At 40.8% G+C, this 13,850-nt stretch carries 13 protein-coding genes; 3 read left to right on the top strand and 10 right to left on the bottom strand.

Annotation, left to right across the window (positions count from 1 at the left end; all coding sequences use genetic code 11):
• Positions 1-3 precede the first annotated feature (3 nt).
• The 9 genes from lepB to udk all read right to left on the bottom strand — a co-directional run bounded on the left by lepB (position 4) and on the right by udk (position 9,348).
• Positions 4-1,749 carry a signal peptidase I gene (gene lepB / locus BLQ18_RS09135; RefSeq protein WP_090294618.1) on the bottom strand — a complete coding sequence of 582 codons (1,746 nt, stop codon included), beginning with the start codon at positions 1,747-1,749 and terminating at the stop codon, positions 4-6.
• 49 nt (positions 1,750-1,798) lie between these two features.
• A complete protein-coding gene (dapB, locus tag BLQ18_RS09140; RefSeq protein ID WP_090294621.1) occupies positions 1,799-2,500 on the bottom strand; it encodes a 4-hydroxy-tetrahydrodipicolinate reductase in 702 nt (233 codons plus the stop codon).
• A 3-nt stretch (positions 2,501-2,503) separates the two neighbouring features.
• A complete protein-coding gene (locus tag BLQ18_RS09145; RefSeq protein ID WP_090294624.1) occupies positions 2,504-3,154 on the bottom strand; it encodes a DUF5683 domain-containing protein in 651 nt (216 codons plus the stop codon).
• Positions 3,147-4,052 carry a ParB/RepB/Spo0J family partition protein gene (locus BLQ18_RS09150; protein ID WP_090294627.1) on the bottom strand — a complete coding sequence of 302 codons (906 nt, stop codon included), beginning with the start codon at positions 4,050-4,052 and terminating at the stop codon, positions 3,147-3,149. The genes BLQ18_RS09145 and BLQ18_RS09150 overlap by 8 nt, the downstream gene beginning before the upstream one ends.
• The gene (locus BLQ18_RS09155; protein WP_090294630.1) at positions 4,053-4,826 is read right to left on the bottom strand and encodes a ParA family protein; all 774 of its coding nucleotides are present in this window, start codon (positions 4,824-4,826) and stop codon (positions 4,053-4,055) included.
• 135 nt (positions 4,827-4,961) lie between these two features.
• Entirely contained in the window at positions 4,962-7,034 is a 2,073-nt protein-coding gene (scpA, locus tag BLQ18_RS09160) for a methylmalonyl-CoA mutase (RefSeq protein ID WP_090294632.1), read from the bottom strand.
• A complete protein-coding gene (locus BLQ18_RS09165) occupies positions 7,027-8,412 on the bottom strand; it encodes a methylmalonyl-CoA mutase subunit beta (protein WP_090294635.1) in 1,386 nt (461 codons plus the stop codon). The genes scpA and BLQ18_RS09165 overlap by 8 nt, the downstream gene beginning before the upstream one ends.
• A complete protein-coding gene (locus BLQ18_RS09170) occupies positions 8,399-8,737 on the bottom strand; it encodes an FtsB family cell division protein (RefSeq protein ID WP_090294638.1) in 339 nt (112 codons plus the stop codon). Before BLQ18_RS09170 ends, BLQ18_RS09165 begins: the two co-directional genes overlap by 14 nt.
• A gap of 5 nt (positions 8,738-8,742) precedes the next feature.
• The gene (udk, locus tag BLQ18_RS09175; RefSeq protein WP_090294641.1) at positions 8,743-9,348 is read right to left on the bottom strand and encodes a uridine kinase; all 606 of its coding nucleotides are present in this window, start codon (positions 9,346-9,348) and stop codon (positions 8,743-8,745) included.
• A gap of 194 nt (positions 9,349-9,542) precedes the next feature.
• Here udk and BLQ18_RS09180 point away from each other — a divergent pair, with 194 nt between their 5' ends.
• The 3 genes from BLQ18_RS09180 to BLQ18_RS09190 are packed head-to-tail and all read left to right on the top strand — an operon-like array spanning position 9,543 to position 13,024.
• Entirely contained in the window at positions 9,543-10,028 is a 486-nt protein-coding gene (locus BLQ18_RS09180) for an acyl-CoA carboxylase biotin carboxyl carrier protein subunit (protein ID WP_245668097.1), read from the top strand.
• Positions 10,029-10,034: 6 nt separating this feature from the next.
• On the top strand, positions 10,035-11,477 hold the full coding sequence (gene accC / locus BLQ18_RS09185) for an acetyl-CoA carboxylase biotin carboxylase subunit (RefSeq protein ID WP_090294646.1): 1,443 nt from the start codon (positions 10,035-10,037) through the stop codon (positions 11,475-11,477).
• Positions 11,478-11,482: 5 nt separating this feature from the next.
• Positions 11,483-13,024, top strand: coding sequence for an acyl-CoA carboxylase subunit beta (locus BLQ18_RS09190; RefSeq protein WP_090294649.1), 1,542 nt, complete (start codon positions 11,483-11,485; stop codon positions 13,022-13,024).
• Here the strand turns inward: BLQ18_RS09190 and BLQ18_RS09195 are convergent.
• Positions 13,019-13,834, bottom strand: coding sequence for a hypothetical protein (locus tag BLQ18_RS09195; protein WP_090294651.1), 816 nt, complete (start codon positions 13,832-13,834; stop codon positions 13,019-13,021). The two genes, BLQ18_RS09190 and BLQ18_RS09195, sit on opposite strands and share 6 nt — an antisense overlap.
• Between the last annotated feature and the right edge of the window lie 16 nt (positions 13,835-13,850).

Genomic DNA, 13,850 nt, shown 5'->3' on the forward strand with positions numbered 1-13,850 from the left:
GAATTAATCAGCTTTTTGCTTCTTTTTCTTGCGGAAGAAATCAAAAATAAACCAACCAGCCAATACAGCGATAAAATACCAGAAATAAGAAACTGGTTCTCCGCTTCCTCCAACGGTGGTGAAAACACGATTCCAACGCACTCTCCAATTGGAAATTCCTTCCCTAAAGTTGTCAAAACTCATCCAAAGGAAAACAGGTTTACCCACAATGTGGTCTGCAGGAACATAACCCCAAGTTCTACTATCTTCGGAATGATCACGGTTGTCACCCATCATCCAGTAATAATCTTGTCTAAAGGTATAAGAATTGGCTTCTTGACCATTGATGAAGACTTTATCGCCAGTGATTTTTACATCGTTGTGTTCGTAATCGCGGATGATTTTTTTGTATAAAGGAATTGTCTTCGCGTTGATTTCAACAGTCTTGCCCGCTTCTGGAATATAAATAGGACCAAAATTGTCGTTGTTCCAAGGGTATAGGTTAGGTTTTTGAGGGAAAATATTTGTCCCATACATCCCCTTTGGTTCTATGGTTCTTACTACAGAATCAATTTCTGGATTGTTTCGCAGTGACTCTACCATTTCATCAGTTAAATTGGCCATTCTGTTCAATGGCTTTTCCTCAGAAAGTGAAAGTCTAAGTTGTCGAATAACATTGGTTGGAATCCCTTTTTCCGCAGTGTATAACTCTATTTTACCATCTTCGGTAGGCTTGGCTCCAGAAACATAAGCTGCAAGTGCATTGTATTGGGCTTCATTGATGTTAGTGGCAATGTATTTGCGCACATAATCAGAAGCATCCACTTCTTCCAAATAACGGCTAGACACTCCATTTTTTGAATAGATGTCGTAAACGAACATAGGTTTGGCACGATCTGACAATTGTAGTTGTTCTCCATCAATATAAACATCGCCGTTTATTACCGATAAGGAATCCCCAGGAGTACCCACACAACGTTTAACGTAGTTGGATTTTTTATCGATTGGTTTCTTTACAGGTTTGTCTGCCCTAAAAAACTGAACCAAGGTATCCGCAGGTAGACTAAATACAACAATATCGTTCTTTTTAACCCTTTCAAAGCCTGGTAATCGCATATAGGGCAATTGCAATTTGTTGATCCAAGAAGTCTTGTAGGTCTCTGGATTTACATCTGCCAAATAGGATTTGGTATGAAGTACAGGAAGGGTATCGTGAACCATAGGAGCGGCCAAAGTGGTCATGGGAACCCTTGCGCCATAATGGAACTTGCTTACAAATAGAAAATCCCCAACACGCAGAGTACGCTCTAATGAACCTGTTGGAATTACATAAGGTTGAATAAAATAAGTGTGTACAAAAGTTGCTGCAACAACGGCAAAAACAATGGAACTTACCCATTCGCCCAATCCAGTTCTTGGTTTTAGGTCCCTATCTTCAATATATTTTACATCTTCCACATAGTTGATGTAATAGGTGTAGAATCCAAGGGTCAAAATCACCAACCAGGTATCTACCACCGAATGTTTTCCAAAACTGCGGATGGTCTCAACCCACACCACAGGGAACATCAATAAATTGATGATGGGAATAAACAATAACAATACCCACCACCAAGGCCTATTGATTATTTTCATCAATACAATGCCGTTATAAACTGGGATGGCTGCTTCCCAAGCTTTTCTGCCAGCTTTTACATATAGTTTCCAGGTGCCCAAAAAGTGGATGACTTGGATGAGCAGGATAAAAATAATCCACTGTGTACCGTCCATATAAAAAGTTTCTTAGTAAGACTCGAAGTCTATATTCTTGTTACGTTTTTTAGCTTAGGTTTAACACATCTTTCATAGAAAAGATGCCTGATTTTCCAGCAATCCATTCCGATGCAATCACAGCACCAAGGGCAAATCCCTCGCGGTTATGAGCCTCATGCTTAATCTCAATTTTGTCCACAGCACTCTCATAGGCAATGCTATGCGTTCCAGGAACCATACCTTCCCGAATGGATTTTATGGGAATGGTTTTATCACCTGATTCTTCCAATTTCCATTTCTCATAAGGGGTATTTTCAATAATGCCTTCAGCAAGGGTGATAGCGGTTCCACTTGGGGCATCCAATTTTTGGGTATGATGGATTTCTTCCATGGAAACTTTGTACTCTTCTAAATTTGCCATCATTTTGGCTAATTGGGCATTGAGTTCAAAAAAGATGTTAACTCCTAAACTGAAATTTGAGGCATAAATAAAACCTCCTTTGTTATCATTGCAGATTTCAACAGCTTCGGCGTAGCGTTCCAACCATCCAGTAGTGCCGCAAATTACGGGTACTCCATTTTTAAAACAATTGGTGATATTACCAAAAGCGGATTCTGGCGTGCTAAAATCTATCGCAACATCCATCGATTTATAATCAATAGGTTGAGATGCATCGTCAATTTTTGCAACAATGGAATGGCCTCTCTTTTGAGCGATTTGCTCAATCATTTTTCCCATTTTCCCATATCCAAAAAGACCAATATTCATAAGCTAAAATTTAACCACCAGAGCCATGCCATAATTCGGCTGGTTGGTAAAGGGGTTGATGTCGATAAAAGGTTGAAAATCCAACGCTAGGTTATCATCTACATTATATTGCTGTAAGTGGGAATCCACATTGGCGTCAATTATGTTAAGAGCATAAAGTGCGATTGTGATTACTAACGCCAAATCTCTATCACGTTGGGTGTTTTCCTGAGCTTCTTGAAGTGCTTCATCCGAAATATCTGGACCTGAGCCGTCTCCATTGATGTCGTAAAACTCATCATCACTAAAACCAGCCAAACGTCTTTTAAAAGCATTTCTGGCCCTGCGGTATTCAGTGTTATTATAGGAATACACATATATACCTGTTCCTAGGGCTCCCCAAACTATCGGTGCCTTCCAATATCGACGATTGTATATCTGTCCAAGCCCAGGTAAAACGGCAGAATAGAATGCTGCTTTACTGGGGGCCAAGGGATTTATATTTTGTTTTTTACTGACTTCTTCAAAAGTGACTCCCTCGCCTTGTATTTGTTGTGTGGGTTCTATTTCCTTTGCTTGTGGAACTTCTGTGGGTTCACCTTCTTTCTCTTCTTGGGAAAAACCACTTTGGAGAAACAGTATGAAAAAGAACAAAAAGAATAGGTTTTTAGTCACCTGTAAGTATTTTTTTAATCCTCTTGAATTCTTCTTCGGAATGAAATGGAATGACAATTTTACCTTTTCCATTCGATGAAGTGGTAATATCTACTTTCGCTGCCAGATGATCCTTGATAGCTTTTAAGCCATTGGTCACATATTCGGGAGCTGCTTTGGTGTCTTTTTTCTTTTCCGAATCTGAACCTTGAGGCTCTTTTAATGATTTTACTAATTTCTCAGTGTCTCTTACCGAAAGTCCATCGGAAACCACTTTTTCATAAATGGCAATCTGCTCTTTCTTTTTATCTATGTTGATAAGAGCCCTTCCGTGGCCCATGCTGATAAAGCCATCGCGCATCCCTGTTTGGATGATTGGGTCCAATTTTAAAAGTCTAAGGTAATTGGTGATGGTAGAACGTTTTTTTCCAACACGATCACTTAATTTTTCTTGGGTGATTTCAATCTCATCGATCAACCTTTGATAAGAAAGTGCAATTTCGATAGGGTCAAGGTCTTGCCTTTGAATGTTTTCGACCAATGCCATCTCCAACGATTCTTGGTCGTTGGCAATACGGATATAGGCAGGAATAGTTTCCAAGCCCACCAATTTAGAGGCACGGAACCTTCGTTCACCTGAAACCAACTGGAATTTGTTGAAATCCAGTTTTCGTACCGTAATAGGCTGTATAATGCCAAGTTCACGAATGGAACTGGCCAATTCTGTAAGGGCTTCGTCGTTAAAGTTGGAGCGGGGCTGAAAGGGGTTTACTTCAATGGACTGAATGTCCAATTCCACTACGTTACCAATAACCTGATCCGCATTTTTGTCAGATACCGATTGAATGTCGTTCTCTGGATCTTTTAAAAGCGCGGACAGGCCTCTACCCAAAGCCTGTTTTTTAGTTGCTTTCGCCATTTAAACTTTCTCCTTGTTTTTCTTCAAAATTTCGTTGGCCAAGTTAAGGTAATTTGAGGCGCCTTTGCTGCTCGCATCATATTTTATAATGCTTTCACCATAACTTGGGGCCTCACTCAGCCTAACATTTCTTTGGATAATGGTATCGAAAACCATATCCGCGAAGTGTTTTTTAACTTCTTCCACAACTTGGTTGGATAGGCGTAACCTTGAATCGTACATGGTTAACAACATACCTTCGATATCCAAGTCGTTGTTGTGTATTTTTTGAACGCTCTTTACCGTATTCAACAATTTTCCAAGTCCTTCCAAAGCGAAGTATTCACATTGAATTGGAATCATAACGGAATCTGCTGCGGTAAGCGCATTTAGAGTCAATAAACCTAAAGATGGTGCGCAGTCAATCAGTACAAAGTCATAGCGGTCGCCCAGTTCTTTGAGCGCTTCTTTTAACATGTACTCACGATTGTCTTTGTCCACCAATTCAATTTCGATGGCCACAAGGTCGATGTGCGCTGGAATCAAATCTACATTTGGGGAATCTGTTTGGACGATAACTTCGTCCACGTTCATGGTATGTTCCAATAATTGGTAAGTGCCGTGTTCAACGGAATCTACATCGATTCCCAAACCTGAAGTTGCATTGGCTTGGGGATCGGCATCAATCAATAACACCTTTTTTTCCAATACACCTAGGGATGCTGCAAGGTTTACCGTGGTGGTAGTTTTACCTACACCTCCCTTTTGGTTTGCAATTGCAATAATCTTGCCCATTTCATAGTAAGTTAGGTGCTAAAAATACGATTATTTGGGACGCGATAAAATGTAAATTGTTAACAGTGCGTGAATAACACTGTGTTTCAGCGTTAAATAAAGTTAATCTTATATTCCTAAGGGAGTTAAGGCAGGTTAATCCAACAAAATATTGAGGATTTCAATAGCGGCATCCGCGATTTTTGTACCAGGTCCAAAGACGGCCACCGCACCATTTGAAAGTAGATGGTCGTAGTCCTGTTTAGGAATTACACCACCAACAATCACCATAATGTCTTCGCGGCCATAATTTTTGAGTTCTTTTACCACTTCTGGAACAAGCGTTTTATGTCCACCAGCCAAGGATGATATCCCTAAAATATGCACATCGTTTTCTACGGCTTGTTTGGCAACTTCTGCTGGGGTTTGAAACAATGGCCCAATATCCACGTCAAAACCAAGGTCCGCATAACCTGTTGCTACCACTTTGGCGCCGCGATCGTGTCCATCCTGACCCATTTTGGCCACCATGATTCGTGGTCTGCGTCCTTCTTTTTCAGCAAACTCATTGGCCATTTTTTGGGCCTTTTCAAAGCTTTTATCGTTTTTGATTTCTTTGGAATACACGCCAGTAAAGGATTGGATTTTTGCTTTGTAACGACCAAATGCAGTTTCCATGGCATCGCTTATTTCACCAAGAGTAGCACGTTCTTTGGCCGCTTCTACAGCTAAAGCTAATAAATTTCCGCGGTCAGATTCGTTTTGGGTGGCTTTTTTGGCTGCTTCTTTAATAGCATTCAAAGCATTTTCTACAGCAATTTGATCGCGAGTACTTTTGATTTGGTCTAACCGCTCCATTTGCTGTTTACGAACCTTGGCATTGTCCACCTCCAAAATTTGAAGATCGTCCTCGTTCTCCAATTGGTATTTGTTCACCCCAACAATAGTATCCTGTCCGCTGTCAATTCGAGCCTGTTTTCTGGCTGCAGCTTCTTCAATGCGCATTTTGGGAATTCCCTTTTCAATGGCTTTGGTCATGCCACCGAACTTTTCCACTTCTTCAATCAATTTCCAAGCTTCTTCGGCAATTTCGTTGGTTAATTTTTCAACGGTTTGACTTCCTGCCCATGGGTCTACGGTACGGCAGATGTTGGTTTCTTGCTGCAGATAAATCTGCGTATTTCTTGCAATACGTGCTGAAAAATCGGTGGGCAATGCAATGGCTTCATCCAATGCATTGGTATGAAGACTCTGTGTGCCACCAAAAGCCGCTGCCATCGCCTCAATCGTGGTTCGTGCCACATTGTTAAAAGGATCCTGCTCTGTTAAACTCCACCCACTGGTTTGACTGTGGGTTCTGAGCATGAGTGATTTTTCGTTATTGGGTTTGAAATCCTGTACCAATTTGGCCCAGAGCATACGGCCTGCACGCATTTTGGCAATTTCAGTGAAATGGTTCATTCCAATGCCCCAAAAGAAAGAAAGTCGAGGAGCAAATTCATCGATTTTCAGCCCTGCTTTAATTCCAGTTCGAATGTACTCAATGCCATCGGCCAAGGTATATGCCAACTCCATGGCAGCAGGTGCCCCAGCTTCGTGCATGTGATAGCCCGATATACTGATGCTGTTGAATTTGGGCATTTTTTGACTGGTGAATTCAAATATATCGGCCACAATTTGCATGGAGGGCGTAGGAGGGTAGATGTAGGTGTTTCGCACCATAAACTCCTTTAAAATATCATTTTGGATGGTTCCTAAAAGTTGCTCCATGGAAACACCCTGCTCCAATGCGGCCACAATATAAAAGGCCATAATTGGAATCACGGCACCGTTCATCGTCATGGAAACTGACATTTTATCCAAAGGAATACCGTTGAACAAAATCTTCATGTCTTCCACGGAATCAATGGCGACCCCTGCTTTTCCTACATCGCCTACCACTCTTTCGTTGTCCGAGTCGTAACCGCGGTGGGTGGGGAGGTCAAAGGCAACGGAAAGCCCTTTTTGACCTGCCTCCAAATTTCTTCTGTAAAAAGCATTGCTTTCTTCTGCGGTGGAAAACCCTGCATATTGACGAATGGTCCAAGGTCTGCGCACATACATGGTGGAGTAGGGACCACGTAAAAAAGGGGTAATTCCTGCAGCAAAGTTTTCGTGGCCGTAGTTTTTGTTCTCGACGGCGCTCGAACTGACAGTCAATTTCAATTGTTGAAGATCTTTTCTACTCATCGTTCAATCTTTTTTGTTCAACAGCTTCGGCTAAGCGCTTTTCAATAATTGGGGTAATGATGGTTTTCCGCGGCTTTGTTTTTACAAAGGGGTAGAGCTCCAAATCATCTTTCATGCGGTCCTGAGGATTCAGATATTTGTTGGTTCCAAGAGAAACTAAAGTGCCATCGTCAAAAAGTTGTTGTTCCTTATCTGCACTTTCCTTTATTTTTTGTTGGATGGTTCCCTTTTTTAAAGCATCCAAAAACCCGCTCGAGGCTTCTATTTGTTTGAACAAGGCCAATGCTTTTTCGGCAAGTTGATTTGTTAGCGATTCAATGTAATAGGAACCCTCTGCAATCTGTGATGCTTCGGTAAAATAGCTTTCCTCTTTTAAAAGCAACAATTGGTTTCGAGCGATACGTTCCCCAAATTCATTGTCTTTATGATAAATGGAGTCGTAGGCCAAATTACAAACGGTATCTACTCCTCCCAAAACTGCCGACATACATTCAGATGTAGTTCGAAGCATGTTCACATTATAATCGTAAAGGGTTTTGTTGCGTTTGGAGGGCACTGCCAATATGGAGCACGGATTTTTAATGCCATATTCCGAGGCCAAACTGTTCCAGAGCCACCGCAAGGCTTTAATTTTAGCTATTTCAAAGAAATAGTTGCTACCAACGGCCACCTTAAAAGTGATAGGAAAAGACTTCTCGACCGAACTCGAAGTAGCAAAATGATTCAAATATTCATTGGCGTGGGCCAAACCATAGGCCAATTGTTGCACCATATTGGCGCCCGAATTTTGATAGAGTGAAAGGTCAACTCCCAAAATGGAAATGTCCGAAGTGCCCAGCGACAAGATTTTGGTCAACAATTCATGGTCTTTTTCCAGATTGTGGTACCAATTGCCATCTTGGGCCAAATGTCCAATAATATCAATACATAAATGAGCTTTTGCCTTTTTATTTGAAAGGAATTGAACCAGTTTTTTAATCGGTTCAACCGCCAAAAACTCAAAATGGAAATAGAGTTCCAGCCCTTCCAAATTGATGTCTGAAAACAAGGTTTCAAAATCCGTTTCTTCTGTCGGAATGTTGAGAATCAAACTTTCCACTCCTTTTTGTAGCACATCGAAAGCCTTTTTGTTGGCTTTCTTAGCATCTCCAACGTAAATGGATTGTCCTACCGACCAATCATGGCCTTTTGGTAATGTAAAAGTGGGGATGTTTTGAGTGTCTTCAGCATTATAAAAAGGCTTAACGTTGATACCCTCCAAAGATTCCCAAACTAGGGCGTCGTTGTAATCGGCCCCTTTGAGGTCGAACTGTATTTTTTGTTTCCACTGCTTTGCAGATACATCGGGGAACTCATCAAATAGGTCAGTCTTGCTCATTTTGTTTGTTCTTTAAACTATCCTCGTATTCAATCAAGAAGATTTCTTCGTTGTCCTTTTTCATGTAATATTTTTCGCGGGCAAGCTTTTCCAGTTCTTTTTCATCCGACATCTTCTCTAAAATTTCCTTGTCCTTGGCAATCTCACTTTTTAAAAAGTCCTTTTGTTTTTCCAGCTTTTTGATTTCATTCCTCAGTTCCAAATGAATCAAGAGCGAATTGGTGTCAAAAAACGCCATCCAAATCACAAAAACAGTCAATACCAACACATAAGTGTTCGTCATTGTTTTGAACCATCTCTTCTTTTTCAAATCCTTGAAGCCCATCTTGCCTATAATTTATTGTTGATGATGGTTCTAACAATATCAACGGCCACTGTATTGTAATGGTTGTTTGGGATAATGATGTCCGCAAATTCTTTTGAGGGCTCAATAAATTGTTCGTGCATGGGCTTTACCGCGGTTTGGTATCGAGTAAGTACCTTTTCCAAATCGTGACCACGTTCCCGAATATCGCGCTGCAATCGGCGAATCAATCGTTCATCGGAATCGGCATGCACAAATATTTTAATATCGAACATATCCCTCAACTTCGGATTGGTAAGCACCAAAATTCCCTCTACGATCATTACCTTTTTTGGCTCAGTGGGAACGGTCTCTTCCATTCGGGTTTCTTCCACAAAGGAATAAATAGGGGTTTGGATGGTTTCTCCTCGCCTCAACTCTTCCATATGCGAAATCATTAAGTCAAAATCTATCGAATTCGGGTGGTCAAAATTTATTTTGGCACGATCCTCACGGCTTAAATGGGATAGGTCGTTATAATAGGAATCCTGCGAAATCACCCCCACTTCATTTTCGGGAAGTTGTTCCACAATTTGGTTTACCACGGTTGTTTTTCCGCATCCAGTACCTCCCGCAATCCCGAGTATCAGCATAGTTCAAATTTTGACATCAAAAGTAAGCAAATGATTGTTTTTGAAGCTTGATTACGCCACTACATAATTAGCCATTACAAGAAAAACAATAAATGATCAATGTCATAATTAATCCTGCTTAATTGGTATAGCTTTGTGTGATTTCTAGTGCATTAACCTTATATTTATCAAGCTAACCAATGGAAACCTTTTATATGGATCATTCGTATACGGTCAAGGTAGACGAGAGCTTTGACTTTAAACTTTCCAAGGATACAATTGCTTCGTTGGACCTAATTAAAACAGGTGAAAACACCTTTCATTTATTGAAAAATGGAGTGTCTTACCACATTAAAATCCTCGATTCCAATTTTAACAAAGGAACATACACCATCAGTGTAAATGGGAGTGAACATAAAGCTTCTATCCTCACCCCTTTGGATGAACTTATAGAAAAAATGGGCTTTGCCGTTGCTGGAGGAAAAAATGTGGATTCCATCGCCGCTCCCATGCCAGGATTGATCTTGGATATTTTGGTGGAAGAGGGCCAAGAAGTGAACGAAGAGGATCAATTGTTGATTTTGGAGGCCATGAAAATGGAAAACATTATCACTTCTCCACGGGATGGGGTCATCAAAAAAATTAGTGTGTCGAAAGGTGATGCTGTTGACAAGAAACAACTGTTGATTGAATTTCAATAAAACATCATGAAGAAAATTTTGGTCGCCAATCGGGGCGAAATTGCGGTTCGCGTAATGAAAACCGCTAAAAAAATGGGCATTAAGACCGTAGCCGTATTCTCGGAGGCGGATAGGAATGCGCCACATGTGCAATTTGCTGACGAAGCAGTTTGCATCGGCCCAGCTCCTTCCAATCAATCCTATTTGAAAGGAGACAAAATCATCGAAGTGGCCAAGGAACTTAACGTGGATGGGATTCACCCTGGCTATGGGTTCTTGAGTGAAAATGCGGATTTTGCCGAAGCGGTAGAAAAGAGTGGTATTACATTTATTGGGCCTAAATCCAAAGCAATTCGAATCATGGGGAGCAAATTGGCTGCCAAGGAAACGGTAAAAGCCTACGATATTCCTATGGTACCTGGTATTGATGAGGCTATTACCGATGTGGCTAAGGCCCATGAGATTGCCAACGAAGTCGGCTTTCCTATTTTGATCAAAGCTTCCGCAGGAGGTGGAGGGAAAGGAATGCGCATCGTAGAAAAGGAAGAAGACCTTGAATCTGGTATGAAACGAGCCATAAGTGAGGCAACATCCGCCTTTGGTGATGGTTCTGTTTTTGTGGAGAAATATGTGAAATCACCGCGGCATATCGAAGTGCAGGTGATGGCAGATACTCACGGCAATGTGCTGCACTTTTTTGAAAGGGAATGTAGCGTGCAACGTCGTCACCAAAAAGTGGTGGAAGAAGCGCCTTCGGCCATTTTAACCCCCGAATTGCGGGAAGAAATGGGAATTGCAGCCTGTAAAGTGGCCAAATCCTGTGATTATATTGGAGCTGGAACGGTGGAGTTTTTGATGGACGCTGATCACAATTTCTACTTTTTGGAAATGAACACCCGCCTGCAAGTGGAGCACCCTGTAACCGAATTAATTTCGGGTGTGGATTTGGTGGAATTGCAGATTAAAGTGGCGAGGGGCGAAGCACTTCCCATGAAACAAGAGGATTTAAAGATTCATGGTCATGCAGTGGAACTTCGGGTGTATGCCGAGGACCCTTTAAACGATTTTTTGCCGAGTGTGGGAAATCTGGAAACTTATCAATTGCCTGTTGGTGAGGGAATTCGTGTGGATAATGGTTTTAGTGAGGGCATGGATATTCCGATTTACTACGACCCAATGCTCTCCAAACTTATTACCTATGGTAAAACTAGGGAAGAGGCCATTGAGTTGATGCTCGATGCCATTCAAAATTATAAAGTAAAAGGGGTGCAGACCACCTTACCGTTCGGAAGTTTTGTGTTTGCGCACGAAGCCTTTAGATCAGGGAATTTTGACACTCACTTTGTAAAGAATTATTATGCTCCAGATAAGATAAAGAAACAAACCGCCAACGAAGCGGAAATAGTAGCCATGATGGCCTTTTATCAACATCTGGAAGACAAAAAAATAGTACGATTACCTTCAAACTGAATTCCATGGAATCCAAAATAAAAGCACTACAGGAAAGAATTGCCGAAGCCCATTTGGGGGGAGGTCAAAAACGAATTGACAAACAACATCAAAAGAAAAAGCTCACCGCCCGCGAACGCGTCCTTTATTTTTTGGATGAGGATTCTTTTGAGGAAATGGGCATTTTGGTGACCCACCGAACCACAGACTTCGGAATGGATAAGGAGCAATATTATGGCGATGGTGTGGTAACGGGATATGGAACCGTAAATGGGAGATTGGTGTATGTCTTTGCCCAAGATTTTACCGTTTTTGGAGGTGCTTTGTCCGAAACCCATGCCGAAAAAATCTGTAAGGTGATGGATTTGGCCATGAAAGTAGGTGCGCCCATGATCGGACTTAACGATTCGGGAGGTGCACGAATTCAGGAGGGGGTTAAATCCTTAGGTGGCTATGCCGATATTTTTTACAGAAATGTGCAGGCCTCAGGAGTGATTCCACAGATTTCGGCCATTATGGGGCCGTGTGCAGGTGGGGCAGTGTATTCCCCAGCCATGACCGACTTTATTGTAATGGTGGAAGAAACCAGTTATATGTTCGTGACAGGTCCAAACGTAGTAAAAACAGTAACCAATGAAACGGTAACTTCCGAAGAATTAGGAGGAGCGAGTACGCATGCCGTGAAATCGGGAGTTGCCCATAAAACATCCACCAACGATGCAGCTTGTTTGGACGATATCCGAAGATTGTTGGATTATCTCCCTCAAAATAACAAAGAAAAAACACCCAAATTGCCTTATGAGTTGGGTGATGAAACTCGTGAAATATTATCGAATATAGTCCCTGATAATCCCAACAAACCATATGATATGCATGAGGTGATCAGTGGGATTATTGATGCGGATTCCTTTTATGAAATCCATAAGGATTATGCTGAGAATATTATCACTGGCTTTGCTAGATTAGGTGGAAGAAGTATAGGTATCATTGCCAACCAACCTATGTTTTTGGCGGGAGTGTTGGATGTGAACAGTTCCACCAAAGCGGCCCGATTTACCCGTTTTTGTGATTCGTTCAATATTCCATTATTGGTATTGGTAGATGTACCAGGATTTTTGCCTGGAACCGACCAAGAATGGAGTGGAATTATTATGCATGGGGCAAAATTATTGTATGCCTTGAGTGAGGCGACGGTACCCAGAGTGACCGTGATTACACGCAAAGCCTACGGTGGTGCTTATGATGTGATGAATTCCAAACATATTGGTGCAGACTTTAACTTTGCTTGGCCATCTGCAGAAATTGCAGTGATGGGAGCCAAGGGTGCCAGTGAGATTATCTTTAGACGCGAAATTGCAGCTTCCGATGATCCTGAAGCTAAACTAAAAGAGAAAGAGGCCGAGTATGCGGATAAATTTGCCAATCCTTATCGTGCGGCCAAACGCGGTTTTATAGATGAGGTGATTCTTCCTGAAAATACCCGAAGCAAATTATTGAAGACTTTTGCGATGTTGGAGAAAAAGGAAATTCCTACACCATGGAAAAAGCATGGAAACATTCCGTTATGATTTGTTATCATCATGATTTTTAATATAATGGGCTAAGTTATCTCCTAATTCTGTAAAATTATAGTAGTGTGAACCAGTGTGATTTATCATTTCGATTAAACCTTTATTTTTAAATTCTTTTATCGAGCCCACATCAGTCATTTTTGAATCAACCATTATTACTTTCATTTCACTTTGATTGAAAGATAAAAGCTTTTTAAAATCTGTATAATAACTAGGTCGGATTGTTTTCCATTTATCGACAATTAATTTTATTCTATTATTTGGGTCGTCTTTTATAGCTTTTGGTGTTTTACTTACTGAAACAACATTGCCTGATTGCTTATCATTGGATTTTCCTGATTCTAAATTTTGTTCCAAAAGTTGATCTAAATCTCTTTGAAGTCTCGTCTTTTCAGTTCTTTCATCTGAATATTTCTTATAGAAATAATCACGCTCTTTTTCTAATTCAACAAAGTCCTCCCTACTAACTATGCTAGTGTTACTAAACAATTTTTGTATCCAAGGCCTGGCCATTCTTTCAGAAAACTCAACAATAAACCTTGATAAGTTTAACGAAATATAAATTAAAGCCATAAGTCCTAAACTAATCAAGATGGTTCCAATTAGCTTTAAAAAGGAATCCCAATTCAAAAAGTGTTGTCTTATAATTTCAAGACGTTTATCTGAATTAATATCCTCATTAAAAAAGATGTTGAAGATAAATTCCCTATTTCTAATTATCCAAACTATGAAAAGAGTTCCATAAAATGGATTTTTAAGCTTATCCTTGACTGAATCATAGGTGGATTCAATAAACTTTACTACCATGGCTAGATTTTACTTG

Origin of the sequence: Flagellimonas zhangzhouensis (assembly GCF_900102925.1) — a bacterium.
GTDB lineage: Bacteria > Bacteroidota > Bacteroidia > Flavobacteriales > Flavobacteriaceae > Flagellimonas > Flagellimonas zhangzhouensis.

What these genes read in the sequence shown, in the direction of transcription:
- lepB (WP_090294618.1), bottom strand. Translation starts at nt 1,749, where the DNA reads ATGGACGGTACACAGTGGATTATTTTTATCCTGCTCATCCAAGTCATC.
- dapB (WP_090294621.1), bottom strand. Translation starts at nt 2,500, where the DNA reads ATGAATATTGGTCTTTTTGGATATGGGAAAATGGGAAAAATGATTGAG.
- BLQ18_RS09150 (WP_090294627.1), bottom strand. Translation starts at nt 4,052, where the DNA reads ATGGCGAAAGCAACTAAAAAACAGGCTTTGGGTAGAGGCCTGTCCGCG.
- BLQ18_RS09155 (WP_090294630.1), bottom strand. Translation starts at nt 4,826, where the DNA reads ATGGGCAAGATTATTGCAATTGCAAACCAAAAGGGAGGTGTAGGTAAA.
- scpA (WP_090294632.1), bottom strand. Translation starts at nt 7,034, where the DNA reads ATGAGTAGAAAAGATCTTCAACAATTGAAATTGACTGTCAGTTCGAGC.
- BLQ18_RS09165 (WP_090294635.1), bottom strand. Translation starts at nt 8,412, where the DNA reads ATGAGCAAGACTGACCTATTTGATGAGTTCCCCGATGTATCTGCAAAG.
- BLQ18_RS09170 (WP_090294638.1), bottom strand. Translation starts at nt 8,737, where the DNA reads ATGGGCTTCAAGGATTTGAAAAAGAAGAGATGGTTCAAAACAATGACG.
- udk (WP_090294641.1), bottom strand. Translation starts at nt 9,348, where the DNA reads ATGCTGATACTCGGGATTGCGGGAGGTACTGGATGCGGAAAAACAACC.
- BLQ18_RS09180 (WP_245668097.1), top strand. Translation starts at nt 9,543, where the DNA reads ATGGATCATTCGTATACGGTCAAGGTAGACGAGAGCTTTGACTTTAAA.
- accC (WP_090294646.1), top strand. Translation starts at nt 10,035, where the DNA reads ATGAAGAAAATTTTGGTCGCCAATCGGGGCGAAATTGCGGTTCGCGTA.
- BLQ18_RS09190 (WP_090294649.1), top strand. Translation starts at nt 11,483, where the DNA reads ATGGAATCCAAAATAAAAGCACTACAGGAAAGAATTGCCGAAGCCCAT.
- BLQ18_RS09195 (WP_090294651.1), bottom strand. Translation starts at nt 13,834, where the DNA reads ATGGTAGTAAAGTTTATTGAATCCACCTATGATTCAGTCAAGGATAAG.